Below are 22,974 nucleotides of genomic sequence, written 5' to 3'. Positions count from 1 at the left end.
GACACGACAAAAATGACGAGCTCGACACCGGCTGACAGCCCCCTGCCACGCGTGATGATTGGAAGGTAAAAGGCTTAATCGGAGAGGATGGCGAAGTGGCTTATTGTTTGGTTTGACTATCCCGCCAGCCCAGCTGCACCAAGCCAAACCGAACAATAAATCGCCCCTTAGTGACAATTTTATTGAACCAGAGCGGGTTTTAGGCCCCTGCCCCTTTTGTTTTTCACCTGTCCGGTTACTATGTGCCAGTTGGCAACCAGCTTCGTTGGGGTCGTTTTGCATGTGGCTACGTAATCAAATCGCGCAGATTAAAAATAGCAGTCTGGAATTTGGAAAATGACTGAATGCAACTATAAAAACCAAAATAAAAGACTGACTAAATGAGGATTATTAATCCTCTATGCATACTTCAGAATATGTATTGTATATTTATGCTGCAGCTTAATTGAATTCATATGATTTTATAATCTTTTTGAAAAAAGCTTGAAATAAAAATAAAACATATGGAACTTATTCCATTAATTTAATAAGTAGAAAACACAGTGAAAAATATCATCAAAGCGTTGTCAGCATTAGCATTCTTCATTTCAATAATATGGGCAATAGCAGAATTTAGTTATGAGCCCCTGATTGTCTCGATAGGTAGTGCGATTACTTTTTTTACTGTTATTACACCAGAAAAGAAAAATCGTAAAATCTATCAGCGTGATCAAGCATCTTGTTTCTATGGAAAAATTGCCAATGACTATGATAAACGTAACACTCAATTTCTAAAAGAATCACATATTAACACAGTTAAACATTTGAAACGTGCAATTGATGGGCTTGAACATGCAAGCATTCTAGACTTAGGTGGTGGAACTGGGATTAATGTTGCCGCTCATTTTTTTAGTCGTAAAAATGTCACATGGAATTATGTCGATGCAACCCCAGAAATGAAGACTGCATTTGAAAAAAATGTTGTCATGGCAGATTTCAATCACACTGCCATGACCTGTGATTTAGATGAATTCATGCGCTCATGTGAGGAGCAATTTGATGCAATAGTTGTTTCATTTGTTCTCACATCACTTCCATATCCATTTGATTTAAAAAAAGCGGCCTCATTATTAAAGCCTAATGGCTCACTAATAATTGCAGATATCGAGCCAGAATACACAGCAAAATACCCAGAGTACAGTGTAAAAGTTGGCACCGAAGAACACTCTCTTTTGGTTACCCCAGTAAATCCTCTTGATTTAATTGAAAAGGGGTTGAGCGAAAAATTGGAGTTAAAGTTTTGCCAAAGTATCAAGAAAAATGGGGGGGACAGATATGCATATGTCGTAAATATGAAGCGACCATCTGCATAGTACCGTATGGGTGCAATAAGCGCAGCGCATTGCATTGCACTTCTTGCATTTTTAATTAGCGGTGCAATTCACTTCGTTCATTGCACCCTACAATTATATTTTAATGGAGTAAGATTTGATGAATATAAAAATCCATAATGAACATAAAGATGACATCTTAAATGTACTTGTTGATAACCTTAGACAATTTAACTTTGATAAAATGGGTGAGGAACGCTCCCAACCTTTAATTGTTGCCATTCATGATGATAATGACGAAGTTGTCGGTGGCATTGCCGGACGTACTATTTATCATCAACTGTTGATCGAAGTACTTTGGGTACACAATGACAAGAGAGGACAGGGGCTTGGCATTCAATTAATGGAGATTGCTGAACGCGAGGCAAAAAAACGGGGATGTATTGCTGCTCAAGTCGACACCCTCTCATTTCAGGCTCCCAAATTTTATGAAAAAATGGGATTTAAAATAGTCGGTAAAGTAAGCGGCATTAAAAATAGTCCTGACCGCTACTTTTTATTGAAGCACTATCATGGAGAGTAATAATTACCGTAGGGTGCAATAAGCTCAGCGCATTGCACCTCTTACCTCTTTTAATACTTGGTGCAATTCACTTCGTTCATTGCACCCTACCTTTCCCCTCTGGCACATAACGACTCCATCGCGGCCCAACCGCATCCCCTCTGCCATCCTGCCAGCAATTAATTAGCGATTACTTTATCGTCTATTTATTCTCCGTTTTGGAAAAGATTGTAGCCAAACCACTTCGCTAGATAAAACAAAAAGTTGCCTGCATTACCGCGTTATATTTCAATCGCCGGATAATTAATTCTCTTACTCAAATTGAACTTTTGATTATTTATAACTGAGCATAGTCCCGCAGAGTATGTGTCATTATAAGCTTAATGACAGATGAACAGACTGTGTTCCATGACAAGCAGATCACTATTCCGTTAGCGCCCTTTCCCATCGCAATCCATTAATTCTCTCCCGATTAAATATCACTACTCTCCTGGTAGGTCGGGCAGCTGTGCGTTGGCAAACGTGTAAACATCAAACTGACAAGATGAACTCATGAACTGTGATAAACAACAAGCCACTCCCGGCGTTATGCTGGCGGCGATTGGCGTAGTCTATGGCGATATCGGCACAAGCCCGCTCTATACCTTGCGCGAGTGCCTGTCAGGTCAATTCGGGTTCGGCGTCGAGCCGTCCTCCATTCTCGGCTTTCTCTCGCTGATCTTCTGGCTGCTGATCCTGGTGGTGTCGGTCAAGTACCTCTCCTTTGTGATGCGGGCCGACAACGCTGGCGAGGGTGGCATTCTCACCCTGATGTCGCTGGCGACCCGCAACGCCTCCACCCGCTGGACGCCGCTGCTGATCATCCTCGGCCTGATTGGCGGCAGCTTTTTCTATGGCGAGGTGGTGATCACCCCGGCGATGTCGGTGATGTCGGCCATCGAGGGCCTGAGCATTCTCACCCCCGCCCTCGACCCCTATATCGTCACCCTTTCGGTGCTGGTGCTGACCTTGTTGTTTGCCATCCAGAAACATGGCACCGCCATGGTGGGCAAGCTGTTTGCCCCCATCATGCTGATCTGGTTTATGACGCTGGCGGTGCTGGGGCTGCGCGGCATCATCCACAACCCCGAGGTGCTGGGGGCGCTCAACCCCATCTGGGCGGTGCGCTTCTTTATCCAGTACCAGACCACCTCCTTCTTTGCCCTCGGCGCCGTGGTGCTGGCCATCACAGGGGTGGAGGCGCTCTACGCGGATATGGGCCACTTTGGCAAAAATCCAATTCGCCTCGCCTGGTTTATCGTGGTGTTGCCCTCCCTGGTGCTTAACTACTTCGGTCAGGGGGCGCTGCTGCTAAGCAATCCCGCGGCCATTGCCAACCCCTTCTTCCTGCTCGCGCCGAAATGGGCGCTGGTGCCGCTGCTGCTCTTGGCAACCATGGCGACGGTGATCGCCTCCCAGGCGGTGATCTCCGGGGTCTTTTCGCTGACCCGGCAGGCGGTGCGCCTCGGTTATCTCTCACCCATTCGCATTGTTCACACCTCCGAGCAGGAGTCCGGCCAGATCTATATTCCGGTCATCAACTGGATGCTCTATATCTCGGTGGTGATCGTCATCATGAGCTTCGAGCACTCCAGCAATCTGGCGGCGGCCTACGGCATCGCGGTGACCGGCACCATGGTGCTCACCTCCATCCTCTCCTGCTCGGTGGCCAAGAACAGTTGGCACTGGAACAAGTATCTGGTGGCCATCCTGTTTGCCGCGCTGCTCTGTATCGACGTGCCGCTGTTTGCCGCCAACCTCGCCAAGATCTTCTCCGGCGGCTGGCTGCCGCTCACCCTGGGCGCGGTGATGTTCACCGTGATGACTAGCTGGAAGAGCGAGCGCTTCCAGCTTATTCGCCGCCTGAACGAGCACGGCAACTCCCTTGAGCCGATGATCGCCTCGCTGGAAAAATCCCCGCCGACCCGGGTGGCCGGCACTGCGGTCTATATGTCGCGGGTGGTCAATGTGATCCCCCATGCGCTGCTGCATAACCTCAAGCACAACAAGGTGCTGCACGAGCGGATCATCCTGCTCACCCTGCGGGTGGAAGAGGTGCCCTACGTCCACAATGTGCGCCGGGTCTGCATCGAGCAGCTCTCCCCCACCTTCTGGCGGGTGGTGGCAAGCTACGGCTGGCGCGAGACTCCGAACGTGGAGGAGATCTTCCACCGCTGCAACGCCGAGGGGCTGAGCTGCCGGATGATGGAGACCTCGTTCTTTATGGCCCACGAGTCGCTCATCATGAAAGACCGCCCCTGGTATCTCTATCTGCGCGGCAAGCTCTTTATGCTGCTGCAGCGCAACGCCCTGCGGGCCCCGGATCAGTTCGAGATCCCGCCCAACCGGGTTATCGAACTTGGATCCCAGGTGGATATCTGATAGCGGGTTGATGGCCTCTTATTGGCATTGAAAGCGTCAGCAAGTAGAGAGGGAGGCATTGACCTCCCTCTGTTGTTTCCGTTAATCCCAATGACCTCCCCCCTCATCCCCCGCCCTTCTCCCGCGAGGGGAGAAGGGGGCAAACCACGTTGCCCCCCACAGACATCCCACCGTAGGGCGCAACAAGCGCAGCGCCGTGCACCGCGACCATATGGCTGACTTCCCCCCCTCATTCCCAACCCTTCTCCCACGAGGGGAGAAGGGAGCAAACCACCGTGGCCATATGCTGCAAACGGTGCAATTCACTTCGTTCTTTGCACCCTACTCATGCTGCGTTTTCCAAGGTGACGAACCCTCCCTGCGGCTTCGTCACAAGTGACGAACGTCACAGTTCGACAGCCACATCAGCGCGTTCATTCAACCACACCAAGATTTTTATTCATTTAAAAACAGCCACTTAAAACCAATTTCGCTGCAAAAACCAATCTGGCCCGTATCTTGCCAACCTGCCCCTACTTTCTCCGTTCGCGACACGACAAGGTAGGCTATGAACCGCTTCGTTATCGCTGACCCCAAGCTTTGTATCGGCTGTGGCACCTGTATGGCGGCCTGCAGCGAGGTACACAAGGCGCAAGGTTTGCAGCAAGCCCCCCGTTTAACCGTTATGCGACACGAGCAGGCGACCATGCCGGTTCAGTGCCGTCACTGTGACGATGCCCCCTGCATCAAGGTGTGCCCGGTCGAGGCAATTCGCCAGACCGGCGATTGCGTGCAACTCAACGAGTCGCTCTGCATCGGCTGCAATCTCTGCGCCGTGGCCTGCCCCTTTGGCGCCATCCAGAGCGGTGGCAGCCGCCCGGTGGCCGTGGCCACCAGTTACGACACCTATATCCCCTGCTCCATCCGATCCAGCAACCCCTCCACCTCTGCCAGCCTGCGCTGCTTTGGCGAGGATCTGCTGAGCTGGGAGCCGGGGGTGCGCAGCATCGCGGTCAAGTGTGACCTGTGCGAGTTTCGCGCCGATGGCCCGGCCTGTGTCGGAGCCTGCCCCTCCCAGGCACTGAAGCTGGTCAATGACGGCGACACCGAACGCGCCGCCCGTATCCGTCGCCAGCAAGCGGCCGACACCAACCCGCAAGGGGCCTCCGCCTTTTCGGCACCCGCCACAGCGCTCCCTGCATCCGATTTATCTACCACAGAGGGAGTTCGCTGATGTTGTCCCCCCTTGTAATGGCCACGCTCCTGCTCTTTTTGCTGGGCGCTGCCGCCGGTTTGCTCCTGCAAAAGCTGCCCGCACTGGCCAACCGCCTCAACAGCGGCTTTGCCCTGCTGGGGTCACTCGCGGGTCTGGTCGCCGCCATCCAGCTCTTTGCTCAAGGCACCCCCGTCGACGGCCAGCTCTGGCTGCTGGGCTCGGTGCACCTCGACATGCTGGCCGCACTGATGCTGCTGGTGATTAGCACCGTCGGCGTCGCCGTCGCCCTCTACTCCTTTGCCTATATCCGCGAATATCAGGGCAAGGGGGATGTGGCCATCGGCGCGCTGATGAACCTCTTCCTCTTTGCCATGGTGGGCATGGTACTGGCCGACAATGCGCTCGGTTTCTTGCTCTGCTACGAGCTGGTGACCCTCACCACCTACTGGCTGGTCAAAACCAACCCCGAGGCCGCCAAACAGAGCCGCCTCTATCTGGTGATGAACCATATCGGCATGGCACTGGTGCTGATCGCCTTCTGGCTGCTCTGCCGTGAAAGTGGCTCGCTGGAGTTCGCCGCGCTGCGCGAGCACCATCTGGCGGGCGCATTGGCTTCTCTGGTGTTCCTGCTCAGCTTCTGCGGCTTTGGCCTGCGCGCCGGTTTCGTGCCGCTGCACGGCTGGCTGCCGGTGGCCGAGCCCGTCGCCCCTTCCCATATCTCGGCGCTGATGTCCGGCGTCATGGTGAAGCTGGGTCTCTTTGGTATCTTGCGGGTCAGCATCGATTTTCTCGGCGCCAGCCAGCTCTGGTGGGGCTATGTGGTGCTGATCTTCGGCGCCTGCTCGGCGGTGCTCGGGGTGCTGTTTGCGCTGGCCGAGCACGATCTCAAGCGGCTGCTCGCCTACCACACGGTGGAGAACATCGGCATCATCCTGATGGGGATGGGGATCGGCATGATCGGTATCGCCAACCAGCAGCCGGCGCTGGTGGTGCTGGGGCTGCTCGGCGCCCTCTATCACCTGCTCAACCACGCCATCTTCAAGAGCCTGCTCTTTATGGGCACCGGCTCTGTGATGTTCCGCCTGCACACTCGTGATATGGACAAGATGGGTGGCCTGGCCAAGCTGATGCCCTGGACTGCGCTGGCGTTCCTCATTGGTGCCATGGCCATCTCGGCGCTGCCGCCGCTCAACGGTTTTGTCAGCGAGTGGTTTATCTACCAGTCGCTGCTCTCCATGACCAAACTCGGCACCTCCGTCGTCGCGCCGCTCGCGGTAGTGATGCTGGCGGTAACCGGCGCCATGGCGGTGATGTGTTTCGTCAAGGTGTATGGCATCTGCTTCTGCGGTGCCCCGCGCAGCGAACACGCGAGCCACGCCCGCGAAGTACCGGGCGCCATGGTGGCAGGCACCCTGCTGCTGGCTGCGGTCTGTCTGGTGCTGGGTCTGGGCGCCCCCTGGATTGCCCCCCATATCGCCAGCTATGGTCAGGCGCTGGTTGCCAGCCAGATGAGTGTCGCCACCGGCGCGACCCTGCTGCCGCTCGATAGCAGCCAGGCGATCCTCTCCCCGCCCGTTATCGCCATCACCCTGCTGGGTCTGTTGCTCATCCCGCTGCTGGTACTGGCCATCTTCAAGGGGCCCAAGCTGGGTCGTCGTCACGCTGGTACGCCGTGGGCCTGTGGTTACGCCTATGAGGAGCGCATGAGCCTCACCTCTGGCGGTGTCACCCACACCTTGCGCCAACTCTGCGCGCCACTCTATCGCAAGCAGCCGCAGCTCGATCTGGCCAGCGCCCTGCACGGGGTGAGCGATACCAGCGGGACGACCGGCTGGCTGCTGCACGGCCTTGTGCTGGCGCTCTTTATCCTGATGGCTGTAGGAGTCTGATATGCCTGTTCTTGAAATGCCGAGCTGGGGCATGGTTGCCCTCGCCCTGACCCAGGCCATCGCCATGCTGGCGCTGGCGCCGCTCGCCACCGGTTTCAACCGGGTGCTGCGGGCCAAGATGCACTCCCGTCAGGGGCCGGGCCTGCTGCAGGATTACCGGGATATCGCCAAGCTCCTGCGCCGTCAGGAGGTGACCCCGGAGCCTGCCGGCATCATCTTCAACCTGATGCCTGCGCTGCTCATCGCCGCCCTCTTGCTGGTAGGGATGGCACTGCCGACCCTGACTCACGAGTCCCCCTTCCCCATCGCCGGGGATCTCATCACCGATATCTATCTGTTCGCCATCTTCCGCTTCTTCTTCTCCCTCTCGGGGCTCGACAGCGGCAGCATGTTTGCAGGGATCGGCGCCCGCCGCGAACTGACCCTCGGCATTCTGGTGGAGCCCATTCTGGTGCTCGCCTGCTTCATCATGGCGATGATGGTGGGCAGCTCGGATCTGGGCAATATCAGCAGCTATGTAGCGACCCAGCCACTGGCCGCGCCGGTTGCCACCCTGCTGGCCGGCGCCGCCTGTGCCTTCGCGGTGTTTGTCGAGATGGGCAAGCTGCCCTTTGACTGCGCCGAAGCCGAGCAAGAGCTGCAGGAGGGGCCGCTCACCGAGTACTCCGGTGCGGGGCTGGCCCTGCTCAAGCTCTCCATCGGCCTCAAGCAGCTGGTGGTGGTGCAGCTCTTTCTGGTGATTTTCCTGCCCTTCGGCAAGGCGGCCAACTGGAGTCTGCCTGCGCTCATCGGCGCGGCGCTGATCCTCGCCTGCAAGCTGCTGGTGGCCTTTTTGCTGGCCGGCATCATCGAAAACGCCATGGCCCGCACCCAGTTCGTGCGCACCCACAAGCTCACCCGCTACGGGTTGGGGCTGGCCCTGCTGGCGCTGCTCGCCTATCTGGTCGGGATCTGAGCCATGCCCGCCAGCACAGCAACTTTTTCCGATTTCATCATTTGTGAATGCTCATTCCCGAACATTAAAGTGAGAACTGCATGACCATCGCCATTTCGGATCGCATCGGCTGCGACTACATCCAGCAGGTGCGAGCACAACTGCCCCACGCCATCATCGATGAGGAGTGGCAAACCGCCGATCAGGCCACCATTACCGTCAAGCCCACCAGTCTGGTCGAGACCGCCAGCCTGATCTTCCATCAGCTGGGGGGCTGGCTTCCGCTCTCCTTTGCCAATGACGAGCGCAGCCTCAACGGCCACTTCGCCGTCTACCACGTCTTCTCCATGGAAGGTGACACCAAGTGCTGGATCACCGTCAAGGTGCTGGTGGATGCCGATACCCAGGAGTACCCCTCCATCACCCCGACCATTCCGGCGGCGGTGTGGGGCGAGCGGGAGATCCGCGACATGTACGGCCTGCGCGCCATAGGACTGCCGGACGAACGCCGTCTGGTGTTGCCGGACGACTGGCCGGAGGATATCCATCCACTGCGCAAGGACGCCATGGATTATCGCCAGCGCCCGATGCCCACCACCGACACCGAGACCTACCCCTTCGTCAACGAACTCGGCAGTGATGCCAACCGCATCGTGCCGGTCGGCCCGCTGCACATCACCTCGGATGAACCGGGCCACTTTCGTCTGTTCGTCGATGGCGAAGACATCATCGATGCCGACTACCGCCTCTTCTATGTCCATCGCGGCATGGAGAAGCTGGCGGAAACCCGCATGGGCTACAACGAAGTGGCGTTTCTGACCGACCGGGTCTGCGGCATCTGCGGCTTTACCCACAGCGTCGCCTACACCACCTCGGTAGAGAACGCCATGGGTATTCCGGTGCCGGAGCGGGCCAAGATGATCCGCGCCGTGCTGCTGGAGGTGGAGCGCCTGCACAGCCATATCCTCAACATCGGCCTGTCGAGCCACTTCACCGGTTTCGACACCGGCTTTATGCAGTTCTTCCGGGTGCGGGAGAAATCCATGACCCTGGCCGAGCTGCTCACCGGCGCCCGCAAGACCTACGGCCTCAACCTGATTGGCGGGGTACGCCGCGACATCTTCAAGGAAGATCGCATCAAGGGTGCCCAACTGGTACGGGAGCTCCGTGATGAGCTCAAGCCACTGGTGGCCATGCTGCTGGATACCGCCAACATCTCCTCCCGCCTCATCGGTATCGGCAAGCTCGACCCGCAAATTGCCCGCGATTTCAGCTGCGTCGGCCCCATGGTGCGGGCGAGCGGCTTCAAGCGCGACGTGCGCCGGGTTCACGACTTTGCCGGCTACCGCGAGCTGCCGATGGAGATCCAGACCAAGGCGGGTTGCGATGTGCAGTCCCGGGTGCTGGTGCGGATCCACGAGCTCTACGACTCCCTCGACATGATTGAGTTCGGCCTGGAGCACCTGCCGGAAGGGCCACTGCTCACCGAAGGCTTCACCTACCAGCCGGGCAAGTTTGCGCTGGGCTTTACCGAGGCGCCCCGCGGCGAGAACGTCCACTGGAGCATGACCGGAGACAACCAGAAGCTGTTCCGCTGGCGCTGCCGCGCCGCCACCTACGCCAACTGGCCCGCCCTGCGCTACATGCTGCGCGGCAATACCGTGGCGGATGCGCCGCTCATCATCGGCAGTCTGGATCCCTGCTACTCCTGTACCGACCGGGTCACCCTGGTCGACCCCTAGAAGGGCAAATCCACCGTGGTCTCCTACAAGGAGATCGAGCGCTACGGCATCGATCGCAAAAACTCTCCGCTGAAATAAGGGGTCATCATGATCAAGCTGTTCAAGACCATCCTCAAGGCTGGCACCCCGACCGCCAAGTACCCCTTCGCCCCTTACGAGGTGAACCGGGATTTTCGCGGCAAACCGAAATATCAGGCGGATCAGTGCATCGCCTGCGCCGCCTGCACCAAGGCCTGCCCGGCCAATGCGCTGGTGATGGAAGTGGACATGGAGACCGGCGAACGGCGCTGGGAGATCTCCATGGCGCGCTGCATCTTCTGCGGCCGCTGCGAGGAGGTCTGCCCGACCCGCGCCATCGCCCTCTCCCCCGAGTTCGAGCTGGCGGTGACCAACAAGGCCGACCTCTATGAGGAGGCCCGCTTCGCGCTGGCCCCCTGCACCCTGTGCGGCACCTACTTTGCCCCGAGCAAGCTGGTGGCACTGGTGGAGGACACCCTCAAGCAAGCTGGCACGCCGCTGGCTCGCGATGCCAAGCCGCTGGCGCCGCCAGAGCGACTGCACCACTGCCCCGACTGCAAACGAAAACAGAGCATGCTGAGCCAGCCTGACTCGGCCCTGATCGCACCGGTAGCCACACCGATGGCCGCACAACAGGAGTGGATGTGATGAGCAAGATCAAAGGCATAGAACCGGTTGTCGGCCATGCCCATACCCGCGCCGTGCCGCTGGCACAGGATCCCGAGATCACCAAACTCAAGAAGACCCTGCTCAAGGACATTCGCCGCTCGGCCTATGTCTACCGGGTCGATTGCGGCGGCTGCAACGCCTGCGAGATCGAGATCTTCGCCACCATCACCCCGCTGTTCGATGCCGAGCGTTTCGGCATCAAGGTGGTCGCCTCCCCCCGCCACGCCGACATCCTGCTCTTTACCGGCGCGGTGACCCGGGCGATGCGGGTACCGGCCCTGCGCGCCTACGAGGCGGCGCCCGATCCCAAGATCTGCATCGCCTACGGCGCCTGCGGCTGTGACGGCGGCATCTTCCACGACCTCTACTGCGTCTGGGGCGGCACCGACAAGATCGTACCGGTGGATGTCTATATCCCGGGCTGCCCCCCAACACCGGCGGCCACCATCTACGGCTTTGCGGTGGCGCTCGGCCTGCTTGAGCAGAAACTCAAAGCCACCAGCCACGAGGTGCAACCGGGTGAACGGGTCGAACTGCGCCACACCGGCATCCCCAACGAAATTCGGGTGATGATCGAGCGCGAAGCGCGCCGCATGGCTGGTTACCGGCAGGGGCGGATCATCGCCGACGAGTTTATGGCCCTGCTCGAAGGGGCGACCCAGCAGGATGTGGATCTGCGCATCCAGAGCTACCTCGATCAGCACGACGATCCGCGCCTCTCGGAGATCGTCAACAACCTCGCAAACGCCTGCCTCAACCGGGCGGCCGGCAAGGGAGAGGCGGTGCATGGCTGACGAGGTTTTCTTCTATCGCCTGTCGCGCAAGTTCGTCGACGAGCAGTTCGACGTGCCGGAAGAGGCCAGGGAGGTGATGTACTACAGCCTCGCCATCGGCCACCACCTCGGCATCGTCGATTGCCTGCGAGCAGACCTGGTCTGCTCGCTGACCGGTTATCGCGACTGGGTAGCCAAGCTGCCAGAGGGGAGCGAAGCGCGCCGCAAGATGGAGGGATTTCTCACCTTTGGCGAGATCACCATCTATCGCGAGCACTGCCATATGCTGGCCTGCGCCTTCGACCGACTGCGCAAAGCCGACAATCTACTCGATGAGCAGGAGCTGGGCTGGACCAATACCTTTATGGATCAGCTGACCGCCCTCTTTAACGACCCCCATATGTACCTGATGGTAAGGAGCCGCTGATGGGCTGTAATCTCGTGTTGACCGTGGGCAATGCCATGATGGGGGACGACGGTGCCGGCCCCTATCTCGCCGACAAGCTGCAGGCCGCCCCCCTGCCCGGCTGGCTCCATATCGACGGCGGCATCGCGCCGGAAAATGTGGTCTACAAGGTGCGGGAGCTGCAACCGGAGCGGGTGGTGCTGGTGGATGCCGCCGAGATCGGCGAGAAGGCGGGCACCCTGCAGGTGATCCCCCCCGAGACCATCGCCGAGATGTTTATCTTCTCGACCCACAATATGCCGCTCAATTTCCTGATCGACGAGCTCAAGACCTTTGTCCCCGAGGTGATCTTTGTCGGGGTACAACCGGCCATCGTGGCGTTCTCTTTCCCGATGACCGAGATGGTGAGCGAGGCGATGGATTATCTTTATCAGCACCTTGATGCCGCCAAGGATACCGACTTGTTAATAGAGAAACTGGATCAGTGGAATATTGCCAACGCCAAGCGGTGATTATTTATCGAGTTGTTAACGACCGTTATTGACCGACGATTCAGGCAATGTGATCGAGGCCCGGTGTTAAATTAAAAACATCGGGCTAATTGTGCTGAACTTGATATAAAACAAGGTTCTTTTATTTTTTCAAAAAATCGCTAACTCTCGCTTTTTTATGACAAAAAAAGCGTTGCCAGTCACAAAAATTTGCCACAAAATGGCGGCCGTTACGGAAGTTGATGGGGTCTGGTGGCCTCCTCGGTCTTCAAAACCGATGTGAGCCGAGAAGGCTTTGGCAGGTTCGATTCCTGCCTCTTCCGCCAAATTTATCTATTGAACAAATACTCTCCCGCTGAATTTTTCGGCCTGAATGTTATTTTCATCGTTTGTTCAATATGTTTGAAGTAATACCTTAAAAAAGGTGCTTGCCGCTTGCCAATATAATCCGAACTCAGGTTGTCTCGCTGGCCAAAAATTAATTTATCAGCATCGATGCAGCATTAATTTATACCCGCTCATTGATGCATCCAGTTTGCACTCATCCGCAAATCGCCAGCACTGCCATAACCCGTCAGCTCGGCCTCTCTATCGGCAAACCGGTGCGCATCCCGAACCCACGCACTGCACTGGTAATCCCATGCCGAACTCGTCTCACGCGTCAGCTATCCCCCACCGCCAGCCCGCATCAGGTACGGCTGCCGACGATTCACAGCAACAGCCCGGCCAGCAACCAACGCGCCGTCTGCCACAAGTGGAACAGCTGCTGCAGCAACCCTTTCTCGCCGGTTTTATCGAGACGCTGAGCCGCCCGCTGGTGACTCAGGCGGTGCGCGACACCCTGAGCGAGCTGCGCCAGAGCGAAGATTTTCGCCAGCATGGCGTTGCCCCCGAGCAGATCGAGGCGCTGATTGCCAAACGCTGCCGACAACAGTTGCGCCAGCGTCAAACCCGGGTGATCAACGCAACCGGCACCCTGGTGCATACCAATCTGGGGCGCTCACCATTAAGTCACGAGCTGTGGGACGAGGTGCGTGACCTCAACACCGGCTACAACAATCTGGAGCTGGATCTCGCCACCGGCAAACGCGGCGGGCGCAAGGGGCTGATCGCCCCCCTGCTCCGTTGCCTCACCCAGGCCGAGGATTCGCTGGTGGTCAACAACAACGCCGCTTCGCTCTTTTTGCTGCTGCAGGAAGTGGCCAAGGGGCGCGAGGTGATCGTCTCGCGCGGCGAGCAGATCCAGATTGGTGGCGGCTTTCGCATTCCCGATATTCTGGCGCTCTCAGGCGCCAAACTGGTGGAGGTGGGCACCACCAATATCACTACCGCCAAAGATTACCTCGATGCCATCACCGATCAGACCGCGCTGGTGCTGATGGTGCACAGATCCAATTTCGCCATTCGCGGCTTTACCGAATCCCCCGATATCGGCGAGGTGGCCCGCGCCCTGCCCGAGCACGTGGTGCTGGCGGTTGATCAGGGCTCGGGCTTGACCAGCGAAGAGTTTGCGCCGGATGAAACCTCGGTGCGCCAGTACATCAAGGCGGGGGCGGATCTGGTCTGCTACTCAGGCGACAAGCTCTTGGGGGGCCCGCAATCGGGCATCATCAGCGGCCGCAGCGACCTTATCAAGCGGCTGGAAAAACACCCCATGATGCGCACCTTCCGCCCGAGCCGCATCGTCTACTCCCTGCTCGAACGCCTGCTCATCCACAAGCTCAACAAGTCCCCCATCGGCGAGGGCATCGCCCAGCGCACCTTGAGCAACCCGGCCGCCATGCAGGCGAGAGCCTCCCGGCTGATGGCCGCCCTGCCCAGCTGCTTTGTGCTGGTCCCCGCCCAGCTGGTGGTGGGCGGTGGCACCTTGCCGGACGAGTTCTACCCGGCCCCTGCGCTTGAATGCACCGACCCGCGCCCGGCCCAGCAGCTGCTCGACGCCCTGCGCGAACTGCCGGTGCCGGTCATCGCCACCGTGCGCCAGCAGAAGGTGCTGCTCAATATGGCCACCCTGCTGCCGACCGAGATGGAACTGCTGATCGCCCAACTCAGGGAGTTGCTGCTGCCCGCCCCGTTCAATGCAACAAATGCGACCGAGGAGCCCTGATCCCATGACCCCCTATCGCGCCGTTATCGGCCTTGCCGGCCACGTGGATCATGGCAAGACCCTGCTGATCAAGGCCCTCACCGGCATCACCACCGCCCGTGCCCATGAGCAGGCCATCGGCATGACCCAGGATCTCGGCTTTGCCCACTTTGACGACGGTCAGGGCAACACCATAGGCGTCATCGACGTGCCCGGCCACGAACGCTATATCCGCAATATGGTGGCGGGGCTCTGGAGTCTGGATCTGGTGCTGCTGGTCATCGCCGCCGACGAGGGGTGGATGCCGATGACCGGCGATCACCTGCGCCTGCTCAAGGCGATGGGGGTGCCGCGCCTGCTGGTCTGCATCAACAAGTGCGATCTGGTCTCCCCCGACGAGCTTTTACTGTTGGAAGAGAGCCTGCTGGAGCGGGTAATGGACGAGAGCGGCATGGTGCCCGATATCGTCAGCGTCAGCGCCAAAACCGGCGCCAATATGGCTGCCCTGCACGCCGCCATCGTGCGCCAGCTTGCCGATCTGCCAGCCTCACAAGCGGCTCGCGAGCAGGGCGCCCCGCGACTGTATGTAGACAGAGTCTTTACCGCCAATGGCACCGGCACCGTGCTTACCGGCACCTTGCAGCAGGGCAGCCTCAAGGTGGGGGACAAGCTGCGCCTCTACCCCGTCGATCGGGAGGTGCAGGTGCGCTCCCTGCAAGCCTATCACCAGAGCGTCGACGAGATCGGCGCTGTCTGCCGGGTGGCGGTGGGACTTAAAAAAGTGCCCCACAAGGAGGTGGCCCGCGGCCACTGTCTCACCAGCACTGTCGGCCAGTGCGAGGCGGCAACCCACCTTATTGTGCGACTCAACGCCGAGAGCCTGAGCGGCAAGGTGCTGCGCACGCAGGAGATCGAGGTGGCCCTTGGCAGCTGGCATGGCCGGGCCCGTTTCGTGCCCATAAAGGATACCCGGCTGGCGCGGCTGATCTTTACCAGCCCCATCCCCTGCTTCTTCGGCCAGCCGCTCGCCATCATTCGCCACGGCAGCAGCGAACTGCTGCACGGCGCCCGCATCGTCTGGTGCGGCGACATCCATCCCGCCAGACGCAAGGCGCTGCACGCCCTGCTGGGTGAGCTGCCTGATGAGCTCGAACACTACAACCCGGCCACCCTGCAACTGGGCCTCAATGGCTATGTGCTGGCCAGCCGCTTTGACCAGCGGCCCGAGCTGGTCACCCCCCTCGGTGAGTGGCTGCTGGATAACTGCTGGCTGGCCCAAAGCCGCGACCAGCTGCTGGCCACGCTGGCCAGCGAACCGCTTAGCGCCGCCGAGCTGGCAACCCGCTTTGGCATCTCCCTGCCGGTCATTCAGGCCCTGCTCCAGCAGCTCAAGAGCGAGCAGCTTGTTCGCCTGCACCATGACAAGTGGCAGCCGGGCAGCGGCGAGTCGGAAGATGATCTGGGGGAAGAGGCGCAGCTGGTGCTCAAGGTGGTGCGAGATCAAGGCAAGGAGGGTTACGAGCCCGGTAAACTGGGCCCCGGCGGCGTGGAGCTGGATCCCTTTATCACCCGCAAGCTGCCCGCCGCCCTGCAGCAGGGCTTGCAGCAAAAAGGCGCGTTGCAAAAGCAGCTGCGCAATCTGGCACGACTCAAGTATCTGGTGCAGCTCGATGGCCCCATCTACTACGACGCCGCCCTTTACAACCAGATGGTCGCCGCCGTGCTGGCGGGCCAGCAGGTGGGAGATCTGATCGACATGGCATCCCTCAAGGAGATCACCGGTTTGTCGCGTAAATACGCCATTCCGTTCTGCCTGCGCATGGAGATGGATGGCTGGGTACGGCGCGAGGAGAACGAGCGCCGGGTGCTGCGCTTGCCGCAGACTCAAGATGAGATGGAGCCGGTATGAGCGCCACCATCGCCCCCTCTGGCTCTGCCAATCCTGTGGCCAACCGGCTGCGCCGCGAATTTCATATCGACGGCATCGTACAGGGGGTCGGCTTTCGCCCCTTCGTCTATGGGCTGGCGTTGCGCCACGGCCTTGCCGGTTATGTGTTGAACGATGCCAACGGCGTCACTATTGGCGCCGAAGGATCGCCTGAGCAGCTCGCCAGCTTTGCCCGCCAACTGCGGGAACTGGCGCCGCCACTGAGCCGCATCGATCACTTCAGCGAGCGGGAACTGCCCCTCGCTCATGATCCCGACTTCGATGGCCAATTTCATGGCCAGTTTCGAATTAAAGCCAGCCAGCAGCAGAGCGCCGCCACGGTCGCCATCTCGCCAGATCAGGGGATGTGCGAGGCGTGCGCCAACGATGTGGCCAACCCCGCAGATCGCCACCATCGCTACCCCTTTACCAACTGTACCCACTGCGGCCCGCGCTACACCATCATCCGCCGCCTCCCCTACGACCGCCCCCACACCGCCATGGCGGGCTTTGCCATGTGCCCGCGCTGCGCGGCGGCCTATGAAAACCCGCTGGACAGACGCTACCATGCCCAGCCGGTGAGCTGCCCCGAGTGCGGGCCCCATCTCAGCTGGCGCAGCGGCAACGGCGATGCGCTGGCCGAGCGCGAGGATGCCCTGCAAGCAGCTGCCTGCGCCCTGCAAGCGGGGGCGCTGATTGCGGTCAAGGGGATGGGGGGTTATCACCTGATGTGTGATGCCCGCAATGAACAGAGTGTTGCCAGATTACGAATGCTCAAGCGGCGCGCGCGCAAGCCGCTGGCGGTGATGATGGGCTCCCTTGCCGAGGCCAAACTGCATGTCACCGGCTGCGAAGACGAGTGGCAACTGCTCGCCTCTCAGGCCAGACCCATTACTCTGCTGCGCAAGCGCAAAAATGATGATCGGCACTCAGAATCTGGACCGTCAGCCGCGCCGCTGGCCGAGGGGATAGCCCCCGGCATCGCCTATCTCGGGGTCATGCTCCCCTACACCCCGCTACACCAGTTGCTGCTGGACGCCTGTGCCATGCCGCTGGTAGCCACCAGCGCCAATGGTCGCGGCAGCCCTATCCTCATCGAATGCGAGGCGGTGGTCAGGGAACTCGGCAGCGAGATTGACGGCATCCTGGATCACAACCGCCCCATCCTGCACCCGTGCGACGACAGTCTGGTGCAGTGGGCAGGCGGGCGACGCCAGACGTTGCGCCTCGCCCGGGGCTATGCCCCCTGCACCCCCAGCTTGCAAGAGGCGGTCAAGGTGCCGCTCTTGGCGGTCGGGGCGCAGCAGAAGAACCAGCTGGCGCTCGCCTTCGGTCGCCAGCGCATCTACAGCCCCTATATCGGCGATCTGCACAGCCTGCCGATGCAGGAGCACTTCGAGCAGACCCTGACCACCTTTCGCGAACTCTACGATCTCAAGCCAGAACTGCTGGTCTCGGATCGCCACCCGGGCTACCTCAGCCACCAGTGGGCCAAGAATTACTGCCGCGATCAGGGTGCGACCCACCTCGAGGTGCAGCACCATCACGCCCACCTGCTGGGGGTGATGGCCGAGCACGACATCACGGGCCCGGTGCTGGGTGTTGCCTTCGATGGCACCGGCCTTGGGGATGACGGCACCCTCTGGGGTGGCGAGCTGCTGATCGCAGACGTTCAGGGATTTGAGCGGGTTGCCCACCTTGCCCCCTTCAAGCTGATCGGCGGCGAAGCGGCCATCCGCGAGCCGGTACGTCAGCTGCTGGGGCTGCTGTTTGAATCGTACAGCCCTGAGCAGATCAGCGCCCTCGATATTCCGTTGATCAAGCAACTGCCCCTTAAGCTGATCAGCAATCTGCACCAGCTCTGGCATCTCGGTCGCAACGCCCCTTACACCAGCTCCATCGGTCGGCTGTTCGATGCGGTGGCGGCACTCTTGGGGGTGATCGACACCCCCGATTACGAGGGCGAAGCGGGGCTCTTGCTGGAGGCGGCCGCCTTGCAGCTGGCCCCCGATGAACAGCCCTTCCCCCTCGCCTTTGATCTCAGCCAATCAGCAGAGGAGCCACTGCAGATCGAGTGGGCCGAGCTGATCCATACCCTTGTCAACGAGCAGCGCCAAGGCACCGCCACCGCCAGCCTGGCTGCCGGTTTTATCCGCGCTATCAGCAATCTGGTCATCGCCCTGGCCGAGCGCTTCCCCGGCTATCCGGTGGCGCTCGGGGGCGGCGTCTTTCAAAACCGGGTGCTGATGGACCAGCTGGTGCCCGCACTCGAAGTAGCCGGCCGGCAGGTATTGACCAGCGAAACCCTGCCGCTCAATGACGGCGGCATCGCCGCCGGTCAGCTCTGGTTTGCCATCCACCATCTTGCCACGCACCAGCCTGTCACAACCGGTTGTGCCACCTTGACGGAGTCCTGAAATCCATGTGTTTATCCATCCCCTCTCAGGTGGTGCAGCTGCACCCCGAAGATAACTGCGTCACCGTCGATACCCTGGGGGTGCAGCGGCGCGTCAGCTGCATGCTGCTCGAAGAGCCTCTCCAGGTGGGCGACTATGTGCTGCTCCATATCGGCTTTGTGATGAGCAAGATTGACGAAGAGGAGGCGCAGGCCAGCCTCGAGAGCTTCCGCCAGATGGTGGCCCTGATGCCCAAACAGGATATCTTGCCATGCTGACCTTGAATGATCTCTTTCAGGGCTTTCGTCAGCCCGAGGTGATCCGTGCCCTCGCCGCCCAGATCACCGAACTGGCCAAAGATCTGCCCGAACCGCTGCGGGTGATGGAGGTGTGTGGCGGCCATACCCACACCATCATGAAGTACGGCCTGCACCAGCTGGTGCCGGCCAGCATCGAGTTTGTCCATGGCCCCGGCTGCCCGGTCTGCATCATGCCGAAAGAGCGCATCGATCAGGCCATCGAGCTGGCTAGCCAGCCCAGCGTCATTCTGGTCACCCTGGGGGACATGATCCGGGTGCCGGGCTCCAAGGGTACGCTGGCCCAGCAGCGCGCCAAGGGGAGCGATATCCGCCCGGTCTATGACCCCCTCGACGCCCTGCGTATCGCCAAAGAGAACCCGGAAAAAACCGTGGTCTTCTTCGCCATCGGTTTCGAGACCTCCACCCCGATGACCGCCGCCTTGCTGGCTGCCGCTGAAGCTGAGGGGATTGAGAACCTGCTGTTTCATATCAACCATGTGCTGGTGCCCCCCGCCATTCATGCGGTGATGGCCGACGGGGTCGCCAAGGTGAACGCTTTTATCGGCCCCTCCCACGTCAGCGTCATCACCGGCGCCGATATCTACCTGCCCATCGTCGATCGTTATCAGGTGCCGGTGGTGGTGAGCGGCTTCGAGCCGGTGGATGTGATGGAAGCGCTCTTGATGATGGTGCGCCAGAAGGTGGAGGGTCGCTACGCGCTGGAGGTGCAATACAGCCGCGCCGTCACCGCCAGCGGCAATAAAGCCGCCCAGCGACTGGTCGAGCGCTTTTTCGAGACCCGCGAGCATTTTCGCTGGCGAGGTCTTGGCGATATCAACGCCTCCGCCCTGCGCCTGCGGGATGCCTTTGCCAAGCGCGATGCAGAGCGTCACTTTCAACTCAATCAGACTCCCATCGATGACCACAAAGCGTGCCAATGTGCCGATATCCTGCGCGGCTTGGCCAAGCCGAACCAGTGCAAAGTCTTTGGCCGGGGCTGCACCCCGACCCAGCCCATGGGCAGCTGCATGGTCAGCTCCGAAGGGGCCTGCAATGCCTACTACCGATATATGGGGATCCAATGAGAGAAATTCAGTTAAGCCACGGTGGCGGCGGTGTCGAGATGAACCAGCTGATCAACCAGCTCTTCTTTCGCCACTTTGGCAACGAGATCCTGCTGCGCGGTGAAGATGCCGCCCTGCTGCCGGTAAGCGGCCCAGTAGCCTTTACCACCGACAGCTTTACCGTCTCGCCGCTCTTCTTCGAGGGGGGCGATATCGGCAAACTGGCCATCGCCGGTACGGTCAACGATCTCGCCATGATGGGGGCCAAGCCAGAGTATCTGAGCTGCAGCTTTATCATCGAGGAGGGCTTCCCATACGCCGATCTGGCCCGCATCGTCGAGTCGATGGCGGCTGAGCTTGCCAAAAGCGGCGCCCATATCGTCTGCGGCGACACCAAGGTGGTGCCCAAGGGAGCAGCCGACAAGATCTTTATCAACACCAGCGGGGTCGGCACCTTCCCGCTGCCTGAGCAGAGCCGGGGCATCTCGGTACGCAACCTCAAGGCCGATGACGCCATTCTGGTGTCGCGGGATATCGGCAGCCACGGCGCCTGCATCCTGATGGCCCGCGACGCCCTGCAACTGGGATCTGATCTCAAGAGCGACTGCACCACCCTCTGGCCGCAGGTAGAAGCGCTGCTAAAAGCGGGGATTACCCCTCACGCCCTGCGCGACGCCACCCGCGGTGGCCTTGCCGCCGTGCTCAACGAGTGGAGCTCCGCCTCCCAGGTGGCCATCGAGCTGGAAGAGTCCGCCATTCCGGTCTGCGATCCGGTGCGTGGCCTGTGCGAACTCTACGGCTTCGAGCCCCATGATCTCGCCAACGAGGGGACCATGGTGCTGGCCCTGCCAGCCGAACAGGCGCAGGACGCGCTGGGCATCTTGCGGCAATTCAACCCCGCCGCCAGTCAGATCGGCGTGGTGCAGGCAAGCGATCGCCACAAGGTGATCCTCAATAACCCCTGGGGCAGCCGCCGTTATCTGGAGCTGCCGCAAGGGGAGCTGCTGCCGCGGATCTGTTGATCGGCCATGCCGTTCCGTCAATTACAGGGAGGAGTCACTGCTCCTCCCCATATCGATTAAGGAGCCACCATGCACGAAATGTCTCTGGCCATGGCCGCCATCGATCTGGCGGCCGAACAGGCCACCCAGCGAGGCTTTAACAAGGTGACCGCCCTCTGGCTCGAGGTCGGCAGCTTCTCCTGCGTCGACCCGGACACCATTGCCTTCTGTTTTGAGGCGGCCGCCAAGGGCACCGCCGTCGAAGGGGCCCAACTGCACTTTCAGCATCAGGCGGCAGAGGCCTGGTGTTACGACTGCAACCAGACAGTAACCCTCACCGAGCGCGGGCAGGCCTGTCCCGAGTGTGGCGGATACAAATTACGAGTCGCGCAGGGTGATAGCCTGCGCATCACCGACATCGAGGTAAGTTGATATGTGTAGCGTATGCGGATGTGGCCAGGCTCGGATTGCCGGCCATGAGCACGATCATGAGCATCATCACGAACATGAACATCACCATGAACATGGTCATGAACACGACCATCATCATGCTCATGACGCCCATCACCATCATGATCACGAGCAGAGCGCGCCGCGCACCCTGATCATTCACCACCACTACCACCATCAGGGGGATGTCCATCACCACTACCACGGGGTGCGGGCTCCCATAAGCCATGAGGGGCATGATCACCCCCATGAGCACCACCATGATCATCCCCACGACCACCATCATGATCATGCCCACTCTCATGACCACGGCCATTCCCACGCGCATCCCCATGATCACAGCCATGACCATGACCATGACCATGACCATGACCATGACCATGACCATCAGCAGGGTGACCTGCACTATGGCAAAGGGGAAGCGGGAGTGTCGGTGCCCGGCATGGGGCAGCGTCAGCTGATCGCCATCGAGATGGATGTGCTGGCCAAGAACAATGCCTTGGCGGCCCACAACCGCGAGCACTTCGACGAAGCGGCCCAGCTGGTGCTCAATCTGGTGTCGAGCCCGGGTTCAGGCAAGACCACCCTGCTGTGCGAAACCCTGCGCCAGCTGGCCGACAAACGCCCCTGCGCCGTGATTGAAGGGGATCAGCAGACCAGTGCCGATGCGGATCGCATTCGCGCCACCGGCGTCCCTGCCGTGCAGATCAACACCGGCAAGGGCTGCCATCTGGACGCCAAAATGGTTCACGATGCCTGCCACCAGCTGCCCGCCAATGAAGGGGGCATCCTCTTTATCGAGAACGTCGGCAATCTGGTCTGCCCCGCCAGCTTCGATCTCGGCGAGAAGTACAAGGTGGCGATCCTCTCCGTCACCGAGGGGGAAGAGAAGCCCCTCAAGTACCCGGACATGTTCGCCGCCGCCCAGCTGATGGTGATCAACAAGATCGATCTGCTGCCCTACGTCAGCTTTGACGTGGCCCGCTGCATCGAGAACGCCAAACGGGTCAACCCCTATATCCAGGTGATCCAGGTCAGCGCCACCACCGGCGAAGGGATGGATGCCTGGCTTAACTGGCTGGCCACAGCCTGAACCAGAACCGGTTAAACGCCGTTGCTAACGGAGGATAAAAAGAGAGGGAGGCTGATGCCTCCCTCTCTTTATCTGCGCACTTTGCCAACGGTTCTCTCTGTACAGAATGGCCAGCATTTTATACTCGCGCCCCTCACCCTGGCCCTCTCCCTAGGGAGAGGGCATCGGTTTGTGGATGCCGACAGCATGCTGCAACTATACGACTCCCTCAAACGCCTCAGGGGGCGGCTTCGAGCATAACAACCAGC

General features: G+C 59.7%; 19 protein-coding genes, 1 tRNA gene and 1 pseudogene. 20 read left to right on the top strand and 1 reads right to left on the bottom strand.

Annotated elements, in window-relative coordinates; translation table 11 throughout:
- The first annotated feature begins 542 nt into the window (after nucleotides 1–542).
- The 19 genes and pseudogenes from AB5Y76_RS00695 (at nucleotide 543) to hypA (ending at nucleotide 21,615) form a co-directional block, all read left to right on the top strand.
- Nucleotides 543–1,352 carry a bifunctional 2-polyprenyl-6-hydroxyphenol methylase/3-demethylubiquinol 3-O-methyltransferase UbiG gene (locus tag AB5Y76_RS00695; RefSeq protein ID WP_236382757.1) on the top strand — a complete coding sequence of 270 codons (810 nt, stop codon included), beginning with the start codon at nucleotides 543–545 and terminating at the stop codon, nucleotides 1,350–1,352.
- Between the two features lie 118 nt (nucleotides 1,353–1,470).
- Nucleotides 1,471–1,893, top strand: a complete 423-nt coding sequence (locus tag AB5Y76_RS00690) for a GNAT family N-acetyltransferase (RefSeq protein WP_236382760.1) — start codon at nucleotides 1,471–1,473, stop codon at nucleotides 1,891–1,893.
- A gap of 531 nt (nucleotides 1,894–2,424) precedes the next feature.
- Entirely contained in the window at nucleotides 2,425–4,293 is a 1,869-nt protein-coding gene (gene kup / locus AB5Y76_RS00685; protein WP_263717179.1) for a low affinity potassium transporter Kup, read from the top strand.
- A gap of 547 nt (nucleotides 4,294–4,840) precedes the next feature.
- Complete coding sequence (locus AB5Y76_RS00680) at nucleotides 4,841–5,506, top strand: 4Fe-4S dicluster domain-containing protein (RefSeq protein WP_263717178.1); 666 nt, start codon at nucleotides 4,841–4,843, stop codon at nucleotides 5,504–5,506.
- A complete protein-coding gene (gene hyfB, locus AB5Y76_RS00675) occupies nucleotides 5,506–7,377 on the top strand; it encodes a hydrogenase 4 subunit B (protein WP_263717177.1) in 1,872 nt (623 codons plus the stop codon). Before AB5Y76_RS00680 ends, hyfB begins: the two co-directional genes overlap by 1 nt.
- 1 nt (nucleotide 7,378) lies before the next feature.
- Nucleotides 7,379–8,332, top strand: a complete 954-nt coding sequence (locus AB5Y76_RS00670) for a respiratory chain complex I subunit 1 family protein (RefSeq protein ID WP_019446885.1) — start codon at nucleotides 7,379–7,381, stop codon at nucleotides 8,330–8,332.
- Nucleotides 8,333–8,412: 80 nt separating this feature from the next.
- Nucleotides 8,413–10,131, top strand: a pseudogene (locus AB5Y76_RS00665) (NADH-quinone oxidoreductase subunit C).
- A 9-nt stretch (nucleotides 10,132–10,140) separates the two neighbouring features.
- Nucleotides 10,141–10,719, top strand: coding sequence for a formate hydrogenlyase complex iron-sulfur subunit (locus AB5Y76_RS00660; RefSeq protein WP_263717176.1), 579 nt, complete (start codon nucleotides 10,141–10,143; stop codon nucleotides 10,717–10,719).
- On the top strand, nucleotides 10,719–11,534 hold the full coding sequence (locus AB5Y76_RS00655; protein WP_005333324.1) for an NADH-quinone oxidoreductase subunit B family protein: 816 nt from the start codon (nucleotides 10,719–10,721) through the stop codon (nucleotides 11,532–11,534). The genes AB5Y76_RS00660 and AB5Y76_RS00655 overlap by 1 nt, the downstream gene beginning before the upstream one ends.
- Nucleotides 11,527–11,940, top strand: a complete 414-nt coding sequence (locus tag AB5Y76_RS00650) for a formate hydrogenlyase maturation HycH family protein (protein WP_005351509.1) — start codon at nucleotides 11,527–11,529, stop codon at nucleotides 11,938–11,940. The genes AB5Y76_RS00655 and AB5Y76_RS00650 overlap by 8 nt, the downstream gene beginning before the upstream one ends.
- Nucleotides 11,940–12,431, top strand: a complete 492-nt coding sequence (hycI, locus tag AB5Y76_RS00645) for a hydrogenase maturation peptidase HycI (RefSeq protein WP_263717175.1) — start codon at nucleotides 11,940–11,942, stop codon at nucleotides 12,429–12,431. Before AB5Y76_RS00650 ends, hycI begins: the two co-directional genes overlap by 1 nt.
- Nucleotides 12,432–12,644: 213 nt before the next feature.
- Nucleotides 12,645–12,736 (top strand) — tRNA-Sec (locus AB5Y76_RS00640).
- Nucleotides 12,737–13,050: 314 nt separating this feature from the next.
- Entirely contained in the window at nucleotides 13,051–14,517 is a 1,467-nt protein-coding gene (gene selA, locus AB5Y76_RS00635; RefSeq protein WP_263717174.1) for an L-seryl-tRNA(Sec) selenium transferase, read from the top strand.
- Between the two features lie 4 nt (nucleotides 14,518–14,521).
- On the top strand, nucleotides 14,522–16,405 hold the full coding sequence (selB, locus tag AB5Y76_RS00630; RefSeq protein WP_263717173.1) for a selenocysteine-specific translation elongation factor: 1,884 nt from the start codon (nucleotides 14,522–14,524) through the stop codon (nucleotides 16,403–16,405).
- Nucleotides 16,402–18,840, top strand: a complete 2,439-nt coding sequence (gene hypF / locus AB5Y76_RS00625) for a carbamoyltransferase HypF (RefSeq protein ID WP_263717172.1) — start codon at nucleotides 16,402–16,404, stop codon at nucleotides 18,838–18,840. Before selB ends, hypF begins: the two co-directional genes overlap by 4 nt.
- A gap of 5 nt (nucleotides 18,841–18,845) precedes the next feature.
- Nucleotides 18,846–19,097, top strand: a complete 252-nt coding sequence (locus AB5Y76_RS00620) for a HypC/HybG/HupF family hydrogenase formation chaperone (RefSeq protein ID WP_040065728.1) — start codon at nucleotides 18,846–18,848, stop codon at nucleotides 19,095–19,097.
- Nucleotides 19,091–20,203, top strand: coding sequence for a hydrogenase formation protein HypD (gene hypD / locus AB5Y76_RS00615; protein ID WP_263717171.1), 1,113 nt, complete (start codon nucleotides 19,091–19,093; stop codon nucleotides 20,201–20,203). Before AB5Y76_RS00620 ends, hypD begins: the two co-directional genes overlap by 7 nt.
- Entirely contained in the window at nucleotides 20,200–21,204 is a 1,005-nt protein-coding gene (gene hypE / locus AB5Y76_RS00610; protein WP_263717170.1) for a hydrogenase expression/formation protein HypE, read from the top strand. The genes hypD and hypE overlap by 4 nt, the downstream gene beginning before the upstream one ends.
- Nucleotides 21,205–21,273: 69 nt before the next feature.
- Complete coding sequence (hypA, locus tag AB5Y76_RS00605) at nucleotides 21,274–21,615, top strand: hydrogenase maturation nickel metallochaperone HypA (protein WP_005301911.1); 342 nt, start codon at nucleotides 21,274–21,276, stop codon at nucleotides 21,613–21,615.
- Here the strand turns inward: hypA and AB5Y76_RS00600 are convergent.
- Nucleotides 21,593–21,967, bottom strand: a complete 375-nt coding sequence (locus AB5Y76_RS00600) for a hypothetical protein (RefSeq protein ID WP_263717169.1) — start codon at nucleotides 21,965–21,967, stop codon at nucleotides 21,593–21,595. The genes hypA and AB5Y76_RS00600 overlap by 23 nt on opposite strands.
- Here AB5Y76_RS00600 and hypB point away from each other — a divergent pair.
- On the top strand, nucleotides 21,854–22,726 hold the full coding sequence (hypB, locus tag AB5Y76_RS00595; protein WP_368177650.1) for a hydrogenase nickel incorporation protein HypB: 873 nt from the start codon (nucleotides 21,854–21,856) through the stop codon (nucleotides 22,724–22,726). The two genes, AB5Y76_RS00600 and hypB, sit on opposite strands and share 114 nt — an antisense overlap.
- The last annotated feature ends 248 nt before the right edge of the window (nucleotides 22,727–22,974 follow it).

The organism is Aeromonas sp. R1-2 (assembly GCF_040908505.1).
GTDB classification, from domain to species: domain Bacteria; phylum Pseudomonadota; class Gammaproteobacteria; order Enterobacterales; family Aeromonadaceae; genus Aeromonas; species Aeromonas veronii.
The sequence above is the reverse complement of the archived record's forward strand: the minus strand, read 5'-3'. Positions and strand labels throughout refer to the sequence as shown.

What these genes read in the sequence shown, in the direction of transcription:
- AB5Y76_RS00620 (WP_040065728.1), top strand. Translation starts at nt 18,846, where the DNA reads ATGTGTTTATCCATCCCCTCTCAGGTGGTGCAGCTGCACCCCGAAGAT.
- selB (WP_263717173.1), top strand. Translation starts at nt 14,522, where the DNA reads ATGACCCCCTATCGCGCCGTTATCGGCCTTGCCGGCCACGTGGATCAT.
- AB5Y76_RS00690 (WP_236382760.1), top strand. Translation starts at nt 1,471, where the DNA reads ATGAATATAAAAATCCATAATGAACATAAAGATGACATCTTAAATGTA.
- AB5Y76_RS00655 (WP_005333324.1), top strand. Translation starts at nt 10,719, where the DNA reads ATGAGCAAGATCAAAGGCATAGAACCGGTTGTCGGCCATGCCCATACC.
- AB5Y76_RS00670 (WP_019446885.1), top strand. Translation starts at nt 7,379, where the DNA reads ATGCCTGTTCTTGAAATGCCGAGCTGGGGCATGGTTGCCCTCGCCCTG.
- kup (WP_263717179.1), top strand. Translation starts at nt 2,425, where the DNA reads ATGAACTGTGATAAACAACAAGCCACTCCCGGCGTTATGCTGGCGGCG.
- hypD (WP_263717171.1), top strand. Translation starts at nt 19,091, where the DNA reads ATGCTGACCTTGAATGATCTCTTTCAGGGCTTTCGTCAGCCCGAGGTG.
- hypA (WP_005301911.1), top strand. Translation starts at nt 21,274, where the DNA reads ATGCACGAAATGTCTCTGGCCATGGCCGCCATCGATCTGGCGGCCGAA.
- AB5Y76_RS00650 (WP_005351509.1), top strand. Translation starts at nt 11,527, where the DNA reads ATGGCTGACGAGGTTTTCTTCTATCGCCTGTCGCGCAAGTTCGTCGAC.
- AB5Y76_RS00660 (WP_263717176.1), top strand. Translation starts at nt 10,141, where the DNA reads ATGATCAAGCTGTTCAAGACCATCCTCAAGGCTGGCACCCCGACCGCC.
- hycI (WP_263717175.1), top strand. Translation starts at nt 11,940, where the DNA reads ATGGGCTGTAATCTCGTGTTGACCGTGGGCAATGCCATGATGGGGGAC.
- selA (WP_263717174.1), top strand. Translation starts at nt 13,051, where the DNA reads ATGCCGAACTCGTCTCACGCGTCAGCTATCCCCCACCGCCAGCCCGCA.
- hypE (WP_263717170.1), top strand. Translation starts at nt 20,200, where the DNA reads ATGAGAGAAATTCAGTTAAGCCACGGTGGCGGCGGTGTCGAGATGAAC.
- hypF (WP_263717172.1), top strand. Translation starts at nt 16,402, where the DNA reads ATGAGCGCCACCATCGCCCCCTCTGGCTCTGCCAATCCTGTGGCCAAC.
- hyfB (WP_263717177.1), top strand. Translation starts at nt 5,506, where the DNA reads ATGTTGTCCCCCCTTGTAATGGCCACGCTCCTGCTCTTTTTGCTGGGC.
- AB5Y76_RS00680 (WP_263717178.1), top strand. Translation starts at nt 4,841, where the DNA reads ATGAACCGCTTCGTTATCGCTGACCCCAAGCTTTGTATCGGCTGTGGC.
- AB5Y76_RS00600 (WP_263717169.1), bottom strand. Translation starts at nt 21,967, where the DNA reads ATGGGGATGCGCGTGGGAATGGCCGTGGTCATGAGAGTGGGCATGATC.